This is a genomic window from Streptomyces sp. NPDC007264, from assembly GCF_042869095.1.
In the GTDB taxonomy this organism is placed as follows: Bacteria; Actinomycetota; Actinomycetes; order Streptomycetales; family Streptomycetaceae; genus Streptomyces.
In genome coordinates this window covers 15,915-36,609 of the sequence record NZ_JBIAFD010000017.1, presented here as the reverse complement: position 1 = coordinate 36,609, position 20,695 = coordinate 15,915, and the positions used below count along the sequence as shown (strand labels likewise).

Sequence of the window (20,695 nt, the reverse complement as noted above, 5' to 3'; positions counted from 1 at the left end):
CGGCGGGCGGCAGGCGCGGCCCGGCGGCCAACGGTCGCAGCCGGGAGCGGTCGCGGACGGCGGTCGGTGGTCGGTGGTCGGTGGCCGCGGTCGGTGGCCGCGGTCGACGGTCGAGGTCGAGGTCGGCGGTCGCTCAGAGGTGCGTGGTCGCCTCCACCGCCTGCCAGACCCCGGGCAGCGCCGCCTCGGCGGCCGCGGCGCGCCGTTCCTCCCGCCCGTACAGGACGCCGTACGTGAAGGCGTTCTCGCCCGCCGCATGCGCCTGGGCCGCCAGTTCGCACAGTGTGGCGCGGGCCATCACGCTGTCCTGGTGGTCACCGAGCAGGGTCTGCAGGGACTTCATGGACCTGACCAGCGTCTCGGCCGGGCCGCCCAGGGCGGGCACGGCGGCCTCGGCCGCGTACCGGGTGCGCTTGGCCTTCTTGCGGGCCTCGTGCATCGCGACGTCCCGGTCGTGGCCGGACGGCAGGTCCAGAGCCCGGCCGACCAGTGCGGCGACCTTCCGGCAGTCGTCGCGCACGGCCTCGGAGATCACCTTCGCGGGATCGCCTGCGGCTGCCCTCCGCAGGGGCGGGTCGGCGACGAGGGCGTCCAGCGCGTCGAGCAGTTCCAGGTGGCGCCTGCTGTCCAGGACGGCGATCAGTGCGCGCCGGGAGCCGCCGCGGCGTGCCGTCGACCAGCCGTGCAGGCGGTCGGGCACGGGGCCGGAGACCAGCGGGGCAGGCAGGCCGGACAGGGCGGCGGCCAGTCGCTCGGTGAGGACTTCCTGGTCGCGGTCGACGCCCAGCTCCCCGGCGAGCCACTTCAGTTCGCCGGCGACGGGGTCGGTGACCCCGCGGTCCAGGACCTTGCCGTAGGAGCGCAGGGTGCTGCGCAGCCGGCGGGTGGCCACGCGCATGGCGTGCACGGAGTCGTAGAGGTCGCGGCGCACCGCGGGGTCCAGTTCGACGATCGCGTCCCGCTGGGCGCGGACGTAGGCGAGGACGTGGTCGCCCGCGGTGGCGGGCGGGGTCCGGGTGACGGCAGGGGCGGTCGGGGTGTGCGCTCCCGTCTCCTGGAGGGCCCTGGCCAGCTTGGAGGGGGCCGAGGAGCGGCTCAGGCCCGCCTTGCGGAGCTTCTTGTCGACGCGGTCGAGGAAGGCGGGGTCGCCGTCGTCGGCGAGCTCGACCTCGATCTCGGCCCACTCGGCGGTGCCCGTGCCGCCGCTGAGCCGCTCGGCGTGGACCTGGTCGAGGCTGACCTCGGCGAGCAGGGCGCCGTCGGCGTCGACGAGGTGGCGGACGTCGCGTGCGGAGCGCAGGCGTACGACGGGGACGAGCTCGGCGTCGCGCACGCGGGAGCGGACGAGGGCGGACAGGGTCCGGGGGACGGTGTCGGAGAGCGGGGCGCGGATCTCGTCGCGTACGCCGTCGGCCACGGGCAGTTTGAGGTGCCAGCCGGCATCGCCGCCGCCGGTGCGGCGGCGCAGGGTCAGGTGGGCGCGGGCCAGCCGCTCGTCGGGGGTGTCGTAGTAGGTGGCGTCGAGTTCGGCGACGCCCCTGTCGAGGACGGCCGAGACCCCGCGGACGGCGGTCAGGTCGGGAAGACCTTCCCCGGCCGCGGCATCGTACTTCCGCTCGATCTCGCGCTTCGTGTCCACCATGCACCGAATCTAGTGGCACGGCGGCGGGGAGGGCAGGGGCCGGCGTGGATGTGTGCGTCACGCGGCCCGTGGCAGGTCGGCGGCTCGGGCCCGGACCCGGCCGCCCCCGGTGCGCTCCGCTTGCCGGGGGCGGTGGCGGGGAGCCGGTGGGCCGCTCCCCGGCCGGACGGGACGGAGGCCGGCCGGGGAGGGCGCAGCCGGGCCGACCGGGGAGAGCGCAGCCGGTGGGGCCGGGGCCGGCCGGGGCGTCGAAGGCCGTCGGGCCGGCCTTCGGGCGCGGGCGTGGCTCATGCCGAGATCGGACGCTGCACCCTGATCGACTGGAGCAGTCCCACGGCCACCCAGACCGCGAACATCGACGATCCGCCGTAGCTGACGAAGGGCAGGGGCAGGCCCGCGACCGGCATGATGCCGAGGGTCATCCCGATGTTCTCGAAGGACTGGAAGGCGAACCAGGCGATGATCCCGGCGGCGACGATCGTGCCGTACAGCTCGGTCGTCTCCCGGGCGATACGGCAGGCGCGCCACAGGAAGATCCCGAGCAGAACGATTATCAGTCCGGCGCCGATGAAGCCCAGTTCCTCGCCCGCCACCGTGAACACGAAGTCGGTCTGCTGCTCGGGCACGAACTGGCCGGTGGTCTGCGAACCGTGGAAGAGCCCGGCACCGGCCAGTCCCCCGGAGCCGATCGCGATGCGCGCCTGGTTGGTGTTGTAGCCGACGCCCGCGGGGTCCAGGTCGGGGTTGGCGAAGGCGGCGAACCGGTTGATCTGGTACTCGTCCAGGATGTGCAGCTGCCACACGGCGACCGCGCCCAGGGCCCCCGCACCGATCAGGCCGAACACCCAGCGGTTGGAGGCGCCGGAGGCGAGCAGCACGCCCAGCACGATGATCACCATGACCATGACCGAACCGAGGTCGGGCATGAGCAGCACGATCAGTATGGGGACGGCGGCCAGCCCCAGGGCCTGCGCCACCGTGCGGTGGTCGGGGAACGGCTTGTCGCCCGCGTCGACGCGGGCGGCGAGCAGCATCGCCATGCCCAGGATGATCGTGATCTTGACGAACTCGGAGGGCTGGAGGGAGAAACCGCCGCCGAACACGATCCAGGCGTGCGCGCCGTTGACGGTCGCGCCGAGCGGGGTGAGCACCAGCAGGACCAGGAAGACCGAGATGCCGTAGAGGATCGGCACGGCGGTGCGCAGGGTGCGGTGGCCGAGCCAGATCGTGCCGATCATCAGGGCGAACCCGATGCCGGTGTTCATCAGGTGCCGGATCAGGAAGTAGTACGGGTCGCCCTGGTTGATCTCGGTGCGGTTGCGGGTCGCCGAGTAGACGAGCGCCGTGCCGATCAGGGACAGGGCGGCGGCCGACAGCAGTATCGGCCAGTCGAGGCGCCGGGCCAGGCCGTCGCGGGCGAAGACCCGCGTCCAGCGGGCCCGCTCGGGGCCGTACCCGGAGACGGAGAAGTTGTTCGCTCCGGTCACGTCAGGGTCCTCCGCCTCTTCCGTCCCCTACCCTGCGCGCGGCGGGTGGTGCGGTTGCCGTCCGTGGGCGAGGGCGCGGTGGCCGACGGGCTGTCGGTGGGCGTGCCCTGCTGGTCCTGCTCGGTGGCCCGGTCCGCGTTCGGGTCGTACTTCCCGATCTTCGGGGCGGCGATCGAGCCGTCCGACTTGATCTTGGGGAGGGCCTTCTGCGGGGTGGGGAGCAGCGCCTTCTTGGCGTCGATCGAGCCGTCGTCCTGGACGCCGTACAGGGCGTTGTAGATGTGGCGCACGGCCTCACCGGAGGCGCCCGAACCCGTACCGGCCTGGGCGATGGTCATGACGACCGCGTAGTCCTTGCTGTAGGTGGCCAGCCACGACGTGGTCTGCTTGCCGTAGACCTCGGCGGTACCGGTCTTGGCGTGCAGCGTGATCTTGTCCTGTGGCCAGCCGCCGAACTTCCAGGCGGCGGTACCGCGGGTGACGACGCCCTCGAGGGCCGCGTTCATGCCGTCCCGGGTCTTCTTGCTGATCGGGAGCCTGCCGTGCGACTTGGGTGCGATCTCGGTGATCTTCTTGCCGTCCGGGCTGATGATCGCTTTGCCGAGGGTCGGGTTCCACATGGTGCCGCCGTTGGAGATCGCCGAGTAGATGACGGCCTCCTGGACCGGCGTCAGGAGCGTGTCTCCCTGGCCGATGGAGTAGTTGATCTCGTCACCGGCACGCATCCGGTTGCCCTCGAGGCAGTTCTCGTAGGCGATCTTCTGGACGTAGTCGCCGTCCTTCTTGCCGGTCCTGCACCAGGAGTCCTTGTTGGCCTCCCAGTACTTCTGCTTCCACTCGCGGTCGGGGACGCGGCCGGAGACCTCGTTGGGCAGGTCGATGCCGGTGGGCTTGCCGAGGCCGAACTGGTGGGCGGCCTTGAAGAAGTAGTCCCCGGGCTTCTTCTTGGGCTTGATCCCGCCGTCCCTCAGCCACTCCTTGTGGGCGAGGCCGTAGAACACGGTGTCGCAGGAGACCTCCAGGGCGCGGCCGAGTGAGATCGGACCGAAGTTCTCGCCCTCGAAGTTCTTGAAGACCTGGCCGCCCACCGAGTACGAACTGGTGCACGGGTACTTGCCGTCGAAGTCGTAGCCGGCCTCGATCGCGGCGGCCGTGGAGACCACCTTGAAGGTGGAGCCGGGCGCCGACTGCCCCTGGATGGCCCGGTTGAGCAGCGGGTAGTCGGAGTTCTTGCCGGTGAGTTGCTGGTAGTCCTTGGCGGAGATGCCGCCGACCCAGACGTTCGGGTCGTACGTCGGGGCGGACGCCATGGCGACGACACGGCCCGTCTTGGCTTCCATGACGACGACGGCGCCGGAGTCCGCCTTGTAGTTCTCGCCGGTGATGTCGTCGAACTGGGCGCGGGCGGCCTTCATCGCCGCGTCCAACTCGTACTCGGCGACCCGCTGCACGCGGGCGTCGATGCTGGTGACGAGGTTGGAGCCGGGCTCGGCGGCATCGCTCTCGGCCTTGCCGATGACGCGGCCGAGGTTGTCGACCTCGTAGCGGGTGACACCGGCCTTGCCGCGCAGCGCCTTGTCGTACTGGCGCTCCAGGCCGGAACGGCCCACCTGGTCGGAGCGCAGATACGGGGAGGTGGTGTCCTTGGCCTGCTGGATCTCGTCGTCGGTGACGGGCGAGAGGTACCCCAGGACCTGGGCGGTGTTGGACTCGCCGGGCGCCGGGTACCGGCGGACGGCCTCGGGCTCCGCGGTGATGCCGGGGAAGTCCTCGGAGCGCTCGCGGATCTGCAGGGCCTGCTTGGGGGTGGCCTCGTCGGTGATGGGGATGGGCTGGTACGGGGAGCCGTTCCAGCAGGGCTGCGGCGTCTTGGCGTCACAGAGGCGGACCTTGTCCATGACGTCCTTGGGTTTCATGCCCAGGACGCCGGCCAGCTTGGTGAGGACCGCCTTGCCGTCGTCGTCCATCTTGAGCAGGTCGGTGCGGGACGCGGAGACCACGAGCCGGGTCTCGTTGTCCGCGAGCGGAACCCCGCGCGCGTCCAGGATCTCGCCGCGCACGGCGGGCTGGACGACCTGCTGGACGTGGTTGCCGGACGCCTCCTTGGCGTACTCCGCGCCGTTGCGGATCTGGAGGTACCACAGCCGGCCGCCGAGCGTGCCGAGGAGGGACAGGACGAGGATCTGGATGACGACGAGCCGGATCTGGACGCGTGGGGTCCGTCCGGTCTCCGGAATGTTAGTCATGGGCGGAGCCCGTTCCGCTGAGGGTGGTGGTGGGAGACGGGTGCGCGTACGGGTCGTACGCGCACACGGCCGGCCCGGGTGGGCGGGCGGCCGTCTGTCGGACGCTCACAGCCGCTTGACCCCCTTGATGCGCCCGGCGCGGGCCACCCGCGCCTTGGCCGCCCTGACGCGCAGTACGCCGCGCTGGCCGCCGATGCGCAGTCCGGTCCCGGCGGAGAGCCAGCCGGAGGAGACGTCCGCGGCCTTGGCGGAGTTGGTCTCGGCGAGCGGGTCGTTCTCGGCGCGACGGGCCAGCGCCATGATCCCGGGCACGACGAACGGCGCGAGCAGCAGGTCGTACACGGCGGCCGTGAACAGCAGCCCCGGCAGGCCGACATGACGGGCCGCCGTGTCGCCGACGAGCGCGCCCACACCCGCGTACAGCAGGGTCGAGCCGATCGCGGCGGCGACCACCGCGGCCATCGTGCCGGTCGCGGACTTCAGGCGGCCGTGGTCCGGTCTGAAGAGCCCGGCGACATAGCCGATGACGCACAGGACGAGGGCGTAGCGGCCGGCGGCGTGGTCGGCGGGCGGGGTGAGGTCGGAGAGCAGGCCGGCGCCGAAGCCGATGAGGCAGCCGCCGACGTGTCCGTAGACCAGGGCGAAGGCGACGACGGTCAGCAGCACCAGGTCGGGGACGGCGCCGGGCAGATGGAGGCGGGCGAGGGCGCTCACCTGGATCACCAGGGCGGCGATCACCAGGGCGGCGGAGAGCAGCATCCGGTTGAAGCGCATCTGGTTCAGCTCCTAGGGCGTCTGCTGCTGGCCGTCGGCGGAGTCCGTCGAGGGATCCGTCGCGGAGTCCGACGGCGTGACGGTGACGGTCACGGTCGGTGTGGGCTTGGGGACGGGCTTCGGGGGCAGGACGGTGTCCCGCGGGTCCTTCTTCGGCGCCGTGACCACGACGCCGACGATGTCGAGCCTGCTGAAGGACACGAACGGCTGCACATAGACCGTGCGGGTCAGACCGCCGCCGGACGGGTCGACGCGCAGGACCACTCCCACGGGGACGCCGGGCACGAACGGCCTGTCCGCCTGCGAGCCGAAGGTGACCAGGCGGTCGCCCTTCTTCACGTCGGCCTTGCCGTTGAGGAGCTGGACACGCAGCGGACGGTCGCCCTGCCCGGAGGCGAAGCCGAGTTCGTCGCTGTTCTCCATCCGGGTGCCGACGGTGAAGTCGGGATCGCTGGCCAGCAGCACGGTCGAGGTGTCGGGGCCGACGGTGGTGACGCGGCCGACCAGACCGTCGCCGTTGAGGACGGTCATGTCGCGCCTGATGCCGTCGTTGGCGCCCACGTCGATGGTGACGGTCCAGGAGAAGCCCTGGGCCGCTCCTATGGCGATGACCTCGGCACCCTTGATGCCGTACTGGCCCTCGCCCGCCACCCGGATCATCTTGTCGAGCTGCTTGAGCCGGCTGCGGTTGCGGTCGTCGCTGCCCAGCTTCGCCTTCAATGCGGCGTTGTCGCGCTCCAGTTGGGCGATGCGGTCATGCCGGCTGCCGGAGTCGCGTACGGCCGCGATCGCGTTGCCGACGGGGTTGACAGCGGACGACACCCCGTTCTCGATCGGGCCGAAGACCGTGGCAGCGGCCTGGCGGGCACCTTCGACCGGTGAGTCCTGGCCGCCGCGGATGTCCACCGTGATCAGAGCGAACGCGATGGCGATCAGCAGCACCAGGAGCAGCCGGCTCTCTCGTGTGTCCCTCACGTGCGGCGGCCGTGCCTTCCTCGTCGGAATGTGTAGGGCGGGCGGAAACCCGGGTGTGCGGTGCCGAGGTGGGCACGAACCCGACGGGTCGTACTTGGCGGGCACGGACCGGGGGGCGCAACCCCGGGGTTTTCGGGGGAGCTTATGCCTCTATATCAACGATCCGCCGCACGAGAGACGATCGTCTCGTACGGCGGAATCGGCGCGTCGCGTCATCTGCGGGGCTGGGCGTCCAGCACCTGCTGGAGTGCCTCGAACTCCTCGACGCACTTGCCGGAGCCCAGCGCCACGCTGTCCAGCGGGTCCTCGGCGATGTGGATCGGCATGCCGGTCTCCCGCCGCAGCCGCTCGTCGAGCCCGCGCAGCAGGGCACCGCCGCCGGTGAGCACGATCCCGCGGTCCATGACGTCGCCGGACAGCTCCGGAGGGCACTTGTCCAGGGTCGTCTTGACCGCGTCCACGATCGCGTTGACCGGTTCCTCGATGGCCTTGCGCACCTCGGCCGCCGAGATGACCACGGTCTTGGGCAGCCCGGAGACCAGGTCCCGGCCACGGATCTCGGTGTGCTCGTCGGTGTCGAGGTCGTACGCCGAACCGATCGTGATCTTGATCTGCTCGGCCGTCCGCTCGCCGAGGAGGAGTGAGTACTCCTTCTTGACGTACTGGATGATCGCGTTGTCCAGTTCGTCGCCCGCGACACGGATGGACTGGGCGGTGACGATGCCGCCGAGCGAGATGACCGCGACCTCCGTGGTGCCGCCGCCGATGTCCACCACCATGTTGCCCGTGGCCTCGTGGACCGGCAGGCCGGAGCCGATGGCGGCGGCCATGGGCTCCTCGATGATGTGCACCTGGCGGGCGCCCGCCTGGGACGACGCCTCGATGACGGCACGGCGCTCGACACCCGTGATCCCCGACGGCACACAGACGACGACCCGCGGGCGAGCCAGATACCGCCGCTTGTGGATCTTCAGGATGAAGTAGCGGAGCATCCGCTCGGTGATTTCGAAGTCGGCGATCACGCCGTCCTTCAAGGGGCGCACCGCGACGATGTTGCCCGGCGTCCGGCCGATCATCTTCTTCGCTTCCGCACCGACCGCGAGGATGCCACCGGTGTTGGTGTTGATCGCGACGACGGACGGCTCGTTGAGTACGATCCCGCGACCCCTGACGTACACCAGCGTGTTGGCGGTCCCGAGGTCGACAGCCATGTCACGGCCGATGAACGACATTGAGTTCCCCATCAGGATTCGTCTGGCCTTCCCAAGTGGAGCGTTTGATGGCTTTTGTTGGGGTGGCGAAGTGGCTGCTGTGACGTGAAGGCTTCCATCGTAGTCTCGCCTGCACGAACACTGCGCGAGGGTCTTCGCCATTGTCAGCAGATGGCGTGCCGCCTCGCTTCTGGAGACGGGCGTTCGGGGGTAGCCGTTCCCCCGAACGGCACGCATATGCCAGACCATGGCCGGGTTTTCTCAGCGGACGGTACGACAGCCTCCCGATCAGGCATCCGGGTGACATGACGCCCCATCAATCGGCCGTGTGCGCACCGAGGCCGGGAATTCACCCTCGGGTCACGCTCAGAAGCGACCCGGAAAGAAGATCTTCAACTCGCGTTCGGCGGATTCCTCGGAGTCGGAGGCATGGACGAGGTTCTCGCGCACGATCACGCCGTAGTCGCCGCGGATGGAGCCGGGGGCGGCGGCGATCGGGTCGGTCGGACCGGCCAGCGCCCTGAGCCCCTCGATGACCCGCTCCCCCTCCACGACCAGCGCGACCACCGGGCCGGAGGCCATGAACTCCACCAGCGGCTCGTAGAAGGGCTTGCCCTTGTGCTCGCCGTAGTGCTGCTCCAGCGTGTCCTGGTCCAGGGTGCGCAGCTCCAGCGCTCCGATGGTCCAGCCGGCCTTGCGCTCGATGCGGCTGATGATCTCGCCGATCAGCCCGCGCCGGACGGCGTCGGGCTTGAGGAGGACGAGGGTGCGCTGGCTCACGGGGGTGGCTCCTTACGGGTCACGGTGGTGCGGTGCGTAGAGGTTACAGGGCCGGTCGGGGTGGGCGTCACGCAGCGTCAGGTGCCCTCGGGCGGGTGCCGCCCGCCGTGGCTCCGCCCCTGGGGACGCCGCCCGGCCGTGCCGGCCCCGCCGTGCCGCCCCCGCCTCAGCCGGCGGAGGGGCTTCCGTGCGCCTCGGCGGGGCCGCTCCCCTCACTCTCCGCCGCGAAGCGGGCCTTGGCCTGGTCGATCTTCCGCCCGAAGTGCACCGACGCCCACCACAGCGCCGCGAAGACCACGCCCAGGAAGAACATCGTCGGCACGACGAACCCGGACGCGATCAGCGCGATCTGCAGCACCCAGCCCAACTGGACACCACCGGGACGGGTGATCAGGCCGCACAGCAGCAGGCTGAGGACCATGGCGATGCCGCTGACCGTCCAGACCGTGCCCGTGGACAGCCCCGGGTCCTTCATGGCGACCAGACCGGCGAAGCCGATGACGAAGAACTCGCCGATCAAGGTCGAAGCACACAGCGTACGCACGGAACGTCAGCCCTTCCCCAGAAGCAGTCGGGCCTCGCCGACGGTGATGACGGAGCCGGTGACGAGGACGCCCGCGCCCGCGTACTCCTGCTGCTCCTCGGCCAGGGTGATCGCGGCCTCCAGGGCGTCGGGCAGCCGCGGCTCCACCTGGACGCGCTCCTCGCCGAAGACGTCCACGGCGATCGCGGCCAGCGCGTCGGCGTCCATCGCGCGGTGGCTGGAGTTCTGCGTGATCACGACCTCGGCGAGGATCGGCTCGAACGCCTCCAGCAGGCCCCGTACGTTCTTGTCGCCGCTGACGCCGACCACCCCGATCAGACGGCTGAAGTCGAACGCCTCGCCCAGCGCGTCCGCGGTGGCGCGGGCCCCCGCCGGATTGTGGGCGGCGTCCAGGACGACGGTCGGGGAGCGCCGCACGACCTCCATGCGGCCGGGGGACGACACCGACGCGAACGCCCTGCGGACCGTGTCGGTGTCCAGGGGCCCCGGCCGCTGGGAGCCGACGCCGAAGAACGCCTCGACCGCGGCGAGCGCCACGGCGGCGTTGTGGGCCTGGTAGGGGCCGTGCAGCGGCAGGTACACCTCGGCGTACTCGCCGCCGAGACCGCGGAGCGTGAGGAGCTGGCCGCCGACCGCCACCTGCCGGGAGACCACCCCGAACTCCAGGCCCTCCCGGGCCACCGTCGCGTCGACCTCCACGGCCTTCTTCAGCAGCACCTGGGCCGCGTCCACGGGCTGCTGGGCCATGATCACGGTGGCGTCCTGCTTGATGATGCCGGCCTTCTCCCGGGCGATCTCCCCGGGCGTGGTGCCCAGCCGGTCGGTGTGGTCCAGGTCGATCGGGGTGACCACGGCGACGTCCGCGTCGATGACGTTCGTGGCGTCCCAGCTGCCGCCCATGCCGACCTCGACGACCGCGACGTCGACGGGCGCGTCCGCGAAGGCCGCGTACGCCATGCCCGTGAGCACCTCGAAGAAGGACAGCCGGTACTCCTGGCTCGCGTCGACCATCTCGACGTACGGCTTGATGTCCTGGTAGGTCTCGACGAAGCGCTCGGCGGAGACCGGGGCGCCGTCCAGGCTGATCCGCTCGGTGATCGACTGGACGTGCGGGCTGGTGTACCGCCCGGTGCGCAGCTCGAAGGCGCCGAGGAGGGACTCGATCATGCGGGCGGTGGACGTCTTGCCGTTGGTCCCCGTGATGTGGATGGACGGATACGACCGCTGCGGCTCTCCCAGCACGTCCATCAGCGCCGAGATGCGGCTGACGGACGGCTCCAGCTTGGTCTCGCCCCAGCGGGTGGCGAGCTCGGCCTCGACCTCTCTCAGTGCCCGGTCGACCTCGGGGTCGGCGGGCCGGGCGGGCACCTCGGCCTGCGGCGGCCCGCCCTGCGTGCGCAGGGTACGGCTGCCGGCCTCGATCACCGCGAGATCGGGGTCGTAGTCGGTCTCGGCCGCGACGATCTCTTCGAAGGGATCGCTCTCGTTGGGGTCGCTCGGGGGCAGGTCACTCACGGGGCCAGTCTACGGAGCACGGGTGACAGCCGTGGCCGCGGGCACGGGGCCGCCCCGCCGGGCCCCGGGAGCGTCGGCTCCCGGAGCCCGGCCGGGCACGGACGCTACGCCTGCGGCAGGCGCTCCAGCTGGGCCTGGATGCGGGCGATGTCCTCGTCCGCCTTGGCGAGCCGGGTGCGGATCTTGTCCACCACGTGGTCCGGGGCCTTCGCCAGGAACGCCTCGTTGCCGAGCTTGGCGGTGGCCTGGGACTTCTCCTTCTCCGCGGCGGCGAGGTCCTTCGCCAGGCGCTTGCGCTCCGCGGCCACGTCGATCGTGCCGGACAGGTCCAGGGCGACGGTGGCGCCCGCGACCGGCAGCGTCGCCGTCGCCGTGAAGCCCTCGCCCTCCGGCTGCAGGCGCAGCAGCTGCCGGATGGCCGTCTCGTGCGGGGCGAGCGCCGTGCCGTCGAGCGTCAGCCGGGCCGGGACCCGCTGGCCGGGCTGCAGTCCCTGGTCGGCGCGGAAGCGGCGGACCTCGGTGATCACCGACTGGAGGGTCCCGATCTCCTTCTCGGCGGCCGTGTCACGGAATCCACTGTCCTTGGGCCACTCCGCGACGACGACCGACTCACCACCCGTAAGGGTGGTCCACAGCGTCTCCGTGACGAACGGGACGACCGGGTGGAGCAGCCGCAGGGTCACGTCCAGGACCTCGCCCAGGACGCGCTGCGAGACCTCTGCCGCCTCGCCGCCGGCCTGGAACGTCGTCTTGGACAGCTCCACGTACCAGTCGAAGACCTCGTCCCAGGCGAAGTGGAAGAGGGCGTCGGACAGCTTGGCGAACTGGAAGTCGTCGTAGAGGGCGTCGACCTCCGTGACGACCGCGTTGAGGCGGGACAGGATCCAGCGGTCGGTGGCCGACATCCGCTCGGGCGCGGGCAGCGGGCCCTCGACCGTCGCGCCGTTCATCAGCGCGAACCGCGTGGCGTTCCAGATCTTGTTGGCGAAGTTGCGGGAGCCCTGGACCCAGTCCTCGCCGATCGGCACGTCGACGCCCGGGTTGGCGCCGCGCGCCAGGGTGAAGCGCAGGGCGTCGGAGCCGTACTTGTCCATCCAGTCCAGCGGATTGACCGCGTTCCCGAAGGACTTCGACATCTTCTTGCCGAACTGGTCGCGGACCATGCCGTGCAGGGCGATGGTGTGGAACGGCGGGGTGCCGTCCATCGCGTACAGACCGAACATCATCATCCGGGCGACCCAGAAGAAGAGGATGTCGTAGCCGGTGACGAGGACGGAGTTGGGATAGAACTTCGCCAGGCTCCCGGTCTGCTCGGGCCAGCCCAGCGTGGAGAACGGCCACAGGCCGGAGGAGAACCAGGTGTCGAGGACGTCGCTGTCCTGACGCCAGCCCTCACCGCTCGGCGGCTCCTCGTCCGGGCCGACGCAGACGACCTCGCCCTGCGGGCCGTACCAGACGGGAATCCGGTGGCCCCACCACAACTGGCGCGAGATGCACCAGTCGTGGAGGTTGTCGACCCAGTCGAAGTACCGCTTCTCCATCTCCTGGGGATGGATCGTGACCTTGCCCTCGCGGACCGCGTCACCGGCGGCCTTGGCGAGCGGGCCGACCTTGACCCACCACTGCATGGACAGCCGCGGCTCGATGGTGGTCCGGCAGCGCGAGCAGTGGCCGACCGAGTGGACGTAGGGCCGCTTCTCGGCGACGATCCGGCCCTCGGCGCGCAGGGCGGCGACGATGGCGGAACGGGCCTCAAGACGGTCCAGGCCCTGGAAGGGGCCGTGGGCGGTGATGACGGCGTGCTCGTCCATGACCGTGACGGACGGCAGGTCGTGCCGCTGGCCGATCTCGAAGTCGTTCGGGTCGTGGGCCGGGGTGACCTTGACGGCGCCGGTGCCGAACGCGGGGTCGACGTGCGTGTCGGCGACGACCGGGATGGAACGGTCGGTGAGCGGCAGTTTGACGGTCCTGCCGACCAGGTGCTGGTAGCGCTCGTCGTCGGGGTGCACCGCGACGGCGGTGTCGCCGAGCATGGTCTCGGCACGGGTGGTGGCGACGACGATGACGTCGTCCCCGTCGCCGTACTTCATGGAGACGAGTTCACCGTCGTCGTCCTGGTAATTGACCTCGATGTCCGAGATGGCGGTGAGGCAGCGCGGACACCAGTTGATGATGCGCTCGGCGCGGTAGATCAACTCGTCGTCGTGGAGCCGCTTGAAGATGGTCTGGACGGCCCGGGAGAGTCCCTCGTCCATGGTGAAGCGCTCGCGGGACCAGGCGACACCGTCGCCGAGGCGGCGCATCTGCCCGGAGATCTGGCCGCCGGACTCGGCCTTCCACCGCCACACGCGCTCGACGAAGGCCTCCCGCCCGAGGTCGTGCCGGGACTTGCCCTCCTTGGCGAGCTCCCGCTCGACGACGTTCTGCGTGGCGATGCCGGCGTGGTCCATGCCGGGCTGCCACAGCGTCTCGTACCCCTGCATGCGCTTGCGGCGGGTGAGGGCGTCGATGAGGGTGTGCTCGAAGGCGTGCCCGAGGTGCAGGCTGCCGGTGACGTTCGGCGGGGGGATGACGATCGTGTAGGCCGGCTTGTCGCTCTTCTCGTCGGCCTCGAAGTAACCGCGCTCTACCCAGCGCTCGTACAGCGGCCCCTCTACATCGGCCGGCGCGTACTGGGTCGGCAGTTCGGTGTGGGGCGCTGTTGGCTGCTGCTGAGCGTTCTCGGTCACGGGGTCAGTTTAGAGGTGTCACGACCCCGTCCCGAAACGCGATTCTTTGGTAACGGTGAGCCCCCCGGCGTCCCGGTGCCGGTCCGCTTGCGCCAGGATGTCGTGACGACACGAGTATCTGGAGGGGAACCCAGAAATGAGCTACAACCAGCCGGGCCCGTACGGCGGGCAGCCCCAGCAGCCCGGACCGCACGGACAGCCGGGCCCCTACGGCCAGCCGCCGCAGGCCCCCCAGCCCGGCTACGGCTACCCCCAGCAGGGTCAGCCGGCCCCCGGCTACGGCTATCCCCAGCAGGCTCCCCAGGGTGTCCCTCCGCAGCCGAACCCGTACGGCGGCCAGCCCACCCCGCCCTACGGTCAGCAGCCCTACGGCCAGCAGCCGTACGGCCAGGCGCCCTACGGCGCCCCGCCGCAGCCGCCGGAGGGCGGCAAGAAGAAGACGGGACTGATCATCGGCGCGGTGGCGGTGGTGGCGGCGATCGCCGTCGGGGCGTACTTCCTGGCCAGCGGGAGCGGCAGCGGCAGCGGTGCGGTGGCGGACGACGGACCGCACAAGCTGACGGCCCCGGACAAGGTCATCGACGGCACGTACAAGAAGTCGGACAGCAGCGAGTCCCCGGACTCCATGAGCGACAAAGACCTGGCGGACTTCCAGAAGTGGGGCGTGAAGAACCCCAAGGACGTCAGCGCGGGGTACCAGAACGGCACGGGCCTGGCGGCCAAGAACCTGACGTTCGGCGGCGTCTACGGCACCATCGACGACCCCGAGGCCGTGGTGGACGCCATGTTCGCCAAGATCAAGTCGGAGTCCGAGAAGGACAAGACCGCCAAGGGCCAGCTCCTCGGCAGCCCGGAGACGGTCCACCCGTCGGGCTTCTCCAACGGCATCATGAAGTGCCAGGTGGCACAGTTCGAGAACGACAAGACGTCCGGCGCGGCCGCCGGCGCGGCGAAGACCGTGAAGATGCCGATCTGCATCTGGGGTGACCACAGCACCGTCGCGGACGTGACGGCGTTCAACTTCGCCGCCCTGGCCGCCGGCACCGGAGGGTCGATCGACGAGACCGCCGACCTGGCCGCCAAGCTGCGCAACGACGTGCGCGTCAAGGCCTGACACCGGCACCGGGCCCCCGATCGGGTGGACTTCCGGGGAGCGGACGAGCAGACGAGCAGGGGCTCGGCCCGGGGCCGGGCCCCTTTCGTACGCGCCTCTCGCCGACCGCGCCGACCGCGCGCGGACTCCCGCGGGAAAGGACGAAAGCGCCCGGCACGTCGACCGTGCCGGGCGCTTCCCGTCTGCTGCGGGCGGTTACGCCGACTTCTGCTCACCCGGGCCGCGGCCCCGTGCGTCGCGGGGGATCAGGGTCGGGTTGACGTTGGAGAGGACCACGTCCGCGGTGATGACGACGCGGGCCACGTCCTTGCGGGACGGCACCTCGTACATCACCGCCTGGAGGACCTCCTCCATGATGGCGCGCAGGCCGCGGGCTCCCGTCTGGCGGAGGATCGCCTGGTCCGCGATCGCCTCCAGGGCCTCACGCTCGAAGTCGAGCTCCACGCCGTCGAGTTCGAACAGACGCTGGTACTGCTTCACCAGTGCGTTGCGCGGCTCGACCAGGATCTGCAGGAGCGCCTTGCGGTCCAGGTTGTGGACCGAGGTGATGACCGGGAGGCGGCCGATGAACTCCGGGATCATCCCGAACTTCACCAGGTCCTCGGGCATCACGTCCTCGAACTGGTCCTTGGACTCCAGCTCGCGCTTCGAGCGGATCGTCGCGCCGAAGCCGATGCCCTTGGCACCGGCCCGGGACTCGATGATCTTCTCCAGGCCGGCGAAGGCACCGCCCACGATGAACAGCACGTTCGTGGTGTCGATCTGGATGAACTCCTGGTGCGGGTGCTTGCGGCCGCCCTGGGGCGGGACCGAGGCCGTTGTGCCCTCCAGGATCTTCAGCAGGGCCTGCTGGACGCCTTCGCCCGAGACGTCCCGCGTGATCGACGGGTTCTCGCTCTTGCGGGCCACCTTGTCGATCTCGTCGATGTAGATGATGCCCGTCTCGGCCTTCTTGACGTCGTAGTCCGCCGCCTGGATCAGCTTCAGCAGGATGTTCTCGACGTCCTCACCCACATACCCCGCCTCTGTGAGCGCGGTCGCGTCGGCGATGGCGAAGGGGACGTTCAGCATGCGGGCCAGGGTCTGGGCGAGGAGCGTCTTGCCGGAGCCGGTGGGGCCCAGCAGCAGGATGTTCGACTTCGCCAACTCGATGGCGTCGTCACGGCCTTGTGCGCCGCCGTTCTCACCCGCCTGGACCCGTTTGTAATGGTTGTACACCGCGACGGACAGGGCCTTCTTCGCGGCCTCCTGGCCGACGACGTACCCCTCGAGGAACTCGTAGATCTCGCGCGGCTTGGGCAGTTCCTCCCAGCGCACCTCGCTCGTCTCCGCGAGCTCTTCCTCGATGATCTCGTTGCAGAGATCGATGCATTCGTCGCAGATGTACACACCGGGGCCTGCGATGAGCTTCTTGACCTGCTTCTGGCTCTTGCCGCAGAACGAGCACTTGAGCAGATCGCCGCCGTCACCGATGCGTGCCACGGTGTGCTTCCCCTTCGCCTGGGAGACGCCTTACGTCCAGCGGCTCCTGGTGCTGCCTTATGTCCGACGGTACCTTGCCGGGCCCCTCGTTCGGGCCCCCCTTGGCACGGTTCACTTCGACGTGCAACGTGTCACACCGGGCCAAGGGGCGGCAGACGATACAGATCCGATCACGAATCGGGTGGATTCGCCTCAGCGGACCGAGGCGTTGTTCATCTTGCGCGTGGAGATGATCTGGTCGATCAGTCCGTATGCCAGTGCGTCCTCGGCCGTGAGGATCTTGTCGCGCTCGATGTCCTCGCGGATCTTCTCGATCGGCGTGCTCGAGTGCTTGGCCAGCATCTCCTCCAGCTGCGAGCGCATCCGGAGGATTTCGTTGGCGGCGATCTCCAGGTCGGAGACCTGGCCCCGGCCCGTCTCGCTGTAGGGCTGGTGGATCAGCACACGGGCGTTCGGCAGCGCCATGCGCTTGCCCGGGGTGCCCGCGGCCAGCAGGACGGCGGCGGCGGAGGCCGCCTGGCCCATGCAGACCGTCTGGATGTCCGGCTTCACGAACTGCATCGTGTCGTAGATGGCCGTGAGCGCGGTGAAGGAGCCGCCCGGGCTGTTGATGTAGATGGAGATGTCACGGTCGGGGTCCATCGACTCCAGGCACAGCAGCTGCGCCATGACGTCGTTGGCGGAGGCGTCGTCGATCTGGACGCCCAGGAAGATCACGCGCTCCTCGAAGAGCTTCGCGTACGGGTCGTACTCGCGGATGCCCTGCGAGGTGCGCTCCACGAAGCGCGGGATGACGTAGCGGGACTCGGCCCTGGGGCCGGAGTACTCGGCGCGCACACGGTCGTGGAGGCCGCTGCCGGGGAAGTCGTTCACGATGTCTCCTGAAGGGGGCTGGGGCGGTGGCTGGGGGCGGGAGGGGGTGCCGGGGCCGTGGGCGCCCCGGGGGCTCGTACGAGCCCGTGCGGCCCTGTGCGGGCCGGTGCGGGCCCGGCGGGCCTCACGGGCCGGTGCGGGCCCTTACGAGCCCGCCCCGGTGCCTCCGCCGCCCGGCATGCCGACAGCGGTGGTGATGACCTCGTCGATGAGGCCGTACTCCTTGGCCTCCTGGGCGTCGAACCAGCGGTCGCGGTCCGAGTCGCGGGTGATCTGCTCGACCGACTGGCCGGTGTGGAAGGAGGTGAGCTCGGCCATGCGCTTCTTGGTGTGCAGCAGCCGCTCCGCGTGGATCTTGATGTCCGAGGCGGAGCCGGCGAGGCCGGCCGAGGGCTGGTGGATCAGGATCTCGGCGTTGGGCAGGGCGAAACGCTTGCCCGGGGTGCCCGCGCTGAGCAGGAACTGCCCCATGGACGCCGCCATGCCCATGGCGATCGTCACCACGTCGTTCTTGATGTACTGCATGGTGTCGTAGATCGCCATGCCCGCGGTGATGGAACCGCCGGGGCTGTTGATGTACAGGTAAATGTCCTTGTCGGGGTCCGCGGCAAGGAGCAGGAGCTGTGCGGTGATCCGGTTGGCGATGTCGTCGTCCACCGGCTGGCCGAGGAAGATGATCCGCTCGTTGAGCAGCCGGCTGTAGACCTGGTCACCGAGGCCGCCACCGATGGAAGGCTCGCCGGCGGCGGAGGGCATCAGATTCGTCACGTATCCACCTGCTCGTCTTACGACGGCACGGGGCCGTCTCACGTGTTCTGCTGGGGCGTGGGACCCCGCGCCGGCCCCGTCGGGGCGGCTTCGGGGACTCCCCTGCCCTCGTATTCATGGACCCTAACGCGCAGGCAGGCGGGTGCCATCCCGGTTCCGCGACTGTTCGCTGTCAGCGCATGTGCTCCACGGGGCGGGGCGGGGGGTGGCAGGGGCCGTGGCCGGGCGGTGCCGTGGGGCTCCCTGCTGGCGGGACGGGAGGCGGGCCCGGACCCCTCGCAGGGGTGAGGCGCGGTAGGCCGTCGGGGCGGCGGGGAGGGGGGTCCGGCCCCCTCGTCAGGGGTGCCGCCGGGGCCGGCGTCGCGCGCCGAGCCCTCCCGGTCCCCGGAGAGGAGTGCCGCGGCGCAGCGGGCGCCGGGGCCGGGCGCGGGTCCGCCGGGGCCAGGGCGCGGCTCGCCGCGTACGGCCGCGGCGGGACCGGGAGCCGCCGATACGGCGACGGGCCCCAGGGGTGGTGTGTCCCTGGGGCCCGTCGTTTCCGGATCGTGCGCGGAGGTCAGGCCTCCGGGGTCTCCTCGACCGCCTCGGTCTCGTCCTCGGCCTCGGCCGCCGCCTCGGTCTCGTCCTCGTCGCCGAGGTCGACGATCTCGCCGTTGGTGTCCTTGACCGTGACGGCCTCGACGACGACCGCCAGAGCCTTGCCGCGGGCGACCTCGCCGACCAGCATCGGGACCTGGCCGCCCTCGACGACCGCCTGGGCGAACTGGTCCGGGGACATGCCGGAGGAGGCCGCACGCCGCATGAGGTGCTCGGTGAGCTCCTCCTGGTTGACGTTGAGCTTCTCCTTGTTGACCAGCTCGTCGAGGACGAACTGCGTCTTGATGCCCTTGACCGACGCCTCGCGGGTCTCGGTGTCGAACTCCTCGGCCGTCTTGCCCTGGATCTCCAGGTACTTCTCGAGGGTCAGCCCCATCTGCCCGAGCTGGTGGTGCTCGAGGTTGTGCTTACGGGTGTTGATCTCGTCCTCGAGGAGCTTCTCGGGGATCGGGACCTCGATCAGCTCCAGCAGCTTGTCCAGCACGCGCTCCTGGGCCTGCGTGGCCTGGTCGTACTGCTTCATGCTCTCGAGACGCTTGAGGCTGTCCGCCCGCAGCTCCTCCAGCGTGTCGAACTCGGAGGCGAGCTGCGCGAACTCGTCGTCCAGCTCGGGCAGTTCACGGGAGGCGACCTGGGTGACCTTGACCGTCACCTCGGCCTCCTTGCCGGCCGCCGAGCCGCCCTTGAGCTCGGAGGTGAAGGTGGCCTCCTCACCGGCCGACAGGCCCTTCACGGCGTCGTCGATGCCGTCCAGCAGCTCGCCGGAGCCGATGGTGTAGGAGACACCGCTGGCGACACCGTCCTCCAGGACCTCGCCGTCGACCTTGGCCTCCAGGTCCACGGTCACGACGTCGCCGTCCTCGGCGGCGCGCTCGACCGGGGTCGTCGACGCGAAGCGCTCGCGCAGCTGCTCCACCGACTTCGCGACGTCCTCGTCCGTGACCTCGACGGCGTCGACCTCGACCTCGATGCCGGAGTAGTCCGGGATCTCGATGGTCGGGCGGATGTCGACCTCGGCGGTGAAGGACAGCACCTCGTTGTCCTTCAGCTCCTTGATGTCCACCTCGGGCTGGCCCAGCGGGTTCAGCTCGGCCTCGTTGACCGCGTCGGTGTAGAACTTCGGCAGCGCGTCGTTGACTGCCTCCTCCAGCACCGCGCCACGGCCGAACCGCTGGTCGATGACCCGGGCGGGGATCTTGCCCTTGCGGAAGCCCTTCACCGTGACCTGCTGGTTGATCTTCTTGTACGCCGCGTCGAGGCTGTCCTTGAGCTCCTCGAAGGGCACCTCAACAGTGAGCCGAACCCGGGTCGGGTTCAGGGTCTCCACGGCGCTCTTCACGGTTCGGTCTCCTTGTGGCTGACTTCTTGGGGTTCTGCCGAACTGCTCCGCCCGGGTCGGCCGGGCCTTCGGCGGATTCGCGGCCCCTGCCTGAGAGACGTGGCAGTGCAGACACACGGGCGCGCAGCTTGCATAGTAACCGCAGCCACTCGGGGCCCCAAAAGGCGATCAAGTGCGTCGGCGTCCGGGCGGTGCCGGCCGGTGGTCGGGGTGGCGGGATTTGAACCCACGGCCTTCCGCTCCCAAAGCGGACGCGCTACCAAGCTGCGCCACACCCCGTCTGGTGCGACACGTAGGGTACATGCCCGGACAGCGCGCGTCGGCCGGTTTCCGCACGGGCGTGCGTGCGGATCAACGCGTTGGCCTACGGGGCGGGCGACCCGCTACCATGCCTCCTGTGCCGCGGTCGGTGACCTGCGGCGCGTCATGTTGCGGGCGTAGCTCAATGGTAGAGCCCTAGTCTTCCAAACTAGCTACGCGGGTTCGATTCCCGTCGCCCGCTCTGCACGGCTCGGGGCCAGGTCGGAGGAGCATTCCTCCGCCTGGCCCTGAGTGTTTCCCGGGGCTGCGATCGGTCCGCCGTGCCCGCCGGGTGCCCGTTCGGTATTCGATCTCGTGT

The 20,695-nt window shown here is 70.2% G+C and carries 15 protein-coding genes and 2 tRNA genes; 2 read left to right on the top strand and 15 right to left on the bottom strand.

Annotated elements, in window-relative coordinates; translation table 11 throughout:
* Window positions 1-133: 133 nt before the first annotated feature.
* From ACFYMU_RS25980 to ACFYMU_RS25935, 10 genes are all read right to left on the bottom strand, one after another.
* The gene (locus ACFYMU_RS25980; protein WP_388377697.1) at window positions 134-1,642 is read right to left on the bottom strand and encodes a CHAD domain-containing protein; all 1,509 of its coding nucleotides are present in this window, start codon (window positions 1,640-1,642) and stop codon (window positions 134-136) included.
* Window positions 1,643-1,929: 287 nt separating this feature from the next.
* Entirely contained in the window at window positions 1,930-3,129 is a 1,200-nt protein-coding gene (gene rodA / locus ACFYMU_RS25975) for a rod shape-determining protein RodA (RefSeq protein ID WP_388377695.1), read from the bottom strand.
* Window positions 3,126-5,375 (bottom strand): penicillin-binding protein 2, encoded by a 2,250-nt coding sequence (gene mrdA, locus ACFYMU_RS25970; RefSeq protein ID WP_388377693.1) that lies wholly within the window; start codon window positions 5,373-5,375, stop codon window positions 3,126-3,128. The genes rodA and mrdA overlap by 4 nt, the downstream gene beginning before the upstream one ends.
* A gap of 105 nt (window positions 5,376-5,480) precedes the next feature.
* The gene (gene mreD / locus ACFYMU_RS25965; RefSeq protein ID WP_388377690.1) at window positions 5,481-6,149 is read right to left on the bottom strand and encodes a rod shape-determining protein MreD; all 669 of its coding nucleotides are present in this window, start codon (window positions 6,147-6,149) and stop codon (window positions 5,481-5,483) included.
* 12 nt (window positions 6,150-6,161) lie between these two features.
* The gene (mreC, locus tag ACFYMU_RS25960) at window positions 6,162-7,124 is read right to left on the bottom strand and encodes a rod shape-determining protein MreC (protein WP_388377687.1); all 963 of its coding nucleotides are present in this window, start codon (window positions 7,122-7,124) and stop codon (window positions 6,162-6,164) included.
* A gap of 212 nt (window positions 7,125-7,336) precedes the next feature.
* The gene (locus ACFYMU_RS25955) at window positions 7,337-8,356 is read right to left on the bottom strand and encodes a rod shape-determining protein (RefSeq protein WP_103845224.1); all 1,020 of its coding nucleotides are present in this window, start codon (window positions 8,354-8,356) and stop codon (window positions 7,337-7,339) included.
* A gap of 345 nt (window positions 8,357-8,701) precedes the next feature.
* Window positions 8,702-9,115 carry a nucleoside-diphosphate kinase gene (ndk, locus tag ACFYMU_RS25950; protein ID WP_388377684.1) on the bottom strand — a complete coding sequence of 138 codons (414 nt, stop codon included), beginning with the start codon at window positions 9,113-9,115 and terminating at the stop codon, window positions 8,702-8,704.
* A 166-nt stretch (window positions 9,116-9,281) separates the two neighbouring features.
* Entirely contained in the window at window positions 9,282-9,659 is a 378-nt protein-coding gene (locus ACFYMU_RS25945; RefSeq protein ID WP_388377681.1) for a DUF4233 domain-containing protein, read from the bottom strand.
* Window positions 9,660-9,665: 6 nt separating this feature from the next.
* Complete coding sequence (locus tag ACFYMU_RS25940) at window positions 9,666-11,174, bottom strand: bifunctional folylpolyglutamate synthase/dihydrofolate synthase (RefSeq protein ID WP_388377678.1); 1,509 nt, start codon at window positions 11,172-11,174, stop codon at window positions 9,666-9,668.
* A 104-nt stretch (window positions 11,175-11,278) separates the two neighbouring features.
* Window positions 11,279-13,903 carry a valine--tRNA ligase gene (locus tag ACFYMU_RS25935; protein WP_388377675.1) on the bottom strand — a complete coding sequence of 875 codons (2,625 nt, stop codon included), beginning with the start codon at window positions 13,901-13,903 and terminating at the stop codon, window positions 11,279-11,281.
* A 136-nt stretch (window positions 13,904-14,039) separates the two neighbouring features.
* Between ACFYMU_RS25935 and ACFYMU_RS25930 the strand changes: the two genes are divergently transcribed.
* Window positions 14,040-15,017, top strand: a complete 978-nt coding sequence (locus ACFYMU_RS25930; RefSeq protein WP_388377672.1) for a hypothetical protein — start codon at window positions 14,040-14,042, stop codon at window positions 15,015-15,017.
* Between the two features lie 195 nt (window positions 15,018-15,212).
* On the opposite strand, the gene clpX is transcribed toward ACFYMU_RS25930, so the two are convergent.
* From clpX to ACFYMU_RS25905, 5 genes are all read right to left on the bottom strand, one after another.
* Window positions 15,213-16,499, bottom strand: a complete 1,287-nt coding sequence (gene clpX / locus ACFYMU_RS25925; protein ID WP_388377669.1) for an ATP-dependent Clp protease ATP-binding subunit ClpX — start codon at window positions 16,497-16,499, stop codon at window positions 15,213-15,215.
* Window positions 16,500-16,691: 192 nt separating this feature from the next.
* The gene (locus ACFYMU_RS25920) at window positions 16,692-17,372 is read right to left on the bottom strand and encodes an ATP-dependent Clp protease proteolytic subunit (RefSeq protein WP_388377666.1); all 681 of its coding nucleotides are present in this window, start codon (window positions 17,370-17,372) and stop codon (window positions 16,692-16,694) included.
* 144 nt (window positions 17,373-17,516) lie between these two features.
* Window positions 17,517-18,128, bottom strand: a complete 612-nt coding sequence (locus ACFYMU_RS25915; RefSeq protein ID WP_388378000.1) for an ATP-dependent Clp protease proteolytic subunit — start codon at window positions 18,126-18,128, stop codon at window positions 17,517-17,519.
* 568 nt (window positions 18,129-18,696) lie between these two features.
* Window positions 18,697-20,076: a trigger factor gene (gene tig, locus ACFYMU_RS25910; RefSeq protein WP_388377664.1), complete on the bottom strand. Its 1,380-nt coding sequence runs from the start codon at window positions 20,074-20,076 to the stop codon at window positions 18,697-18,699.
* A 202-nt stretch (window positions 20,077-20,278) separates the two neighbouring features.
* Window positions 20,279-20,355, bottom strand: a tRNA-Pro gene (locus tag ACFYMU_RS25905).
* Window positions 20,356-20,507: 152 nt separating this feature from the next.
* Between ACFYMU_RS25905 and ACFYMU_RS25900 the strand changes: the two genes are divergently transcribed.
* Window positions 20,508-20,578: transfer RNA gene (locus ACFYMU_RS25900), tRNA-Gly, on the top strand.
* The last annotated feature ends 117 nt before the right edge of the window (window positions 20,579-20,695 follow it).

Bases quoted from the DNA above. Each gene is read 5' to 3' on its own strand.
- ACFYMU_RS25980 (WP_388377697.1), bottom strand. From the start codon at position 1,642: ATGGTGGACACGAAGCGCGAGATCGAGCGGAAGTACGATGCCGCGGCC.
- ACFYMU_RS25955 (WP_103845224.1), bottom strand. From the start codon at position 8,356: ATGTCGTTCATCGGCCGTGACATGGCTGTCGACCTCGGGACCGCCAAC.
- mreD (WP_388377690.1), bottom strand. From the start codon at position 6,149: ATGCGCTTCAACCGGATGCTGCTCTCCGCCGCCCTGGTGATCGCCGCC.
- ACFYMU_RS25915 (WP_388378000.1), bottom strand. From the start codon at position 18,128: ATGCCCTCCGCCGCCGGCGAGCCTTCCATCGGTGGCGGCCTCGGTGAC.
- ACFYMU_RS25930 (WP_388377672.1), top strand. From the start codon at position 14,040: ATGAGCTACAACCAGCCGGGCCCGTACGGCGGGCAGCCCCAGCAGCCC.
- mrdA (WP_388377693.1), bottom strand. From the start codon at position 5,375: ATGACTAACATTCCGGAGACCGGACGGACCCCACGCGTCCAGATCCGG.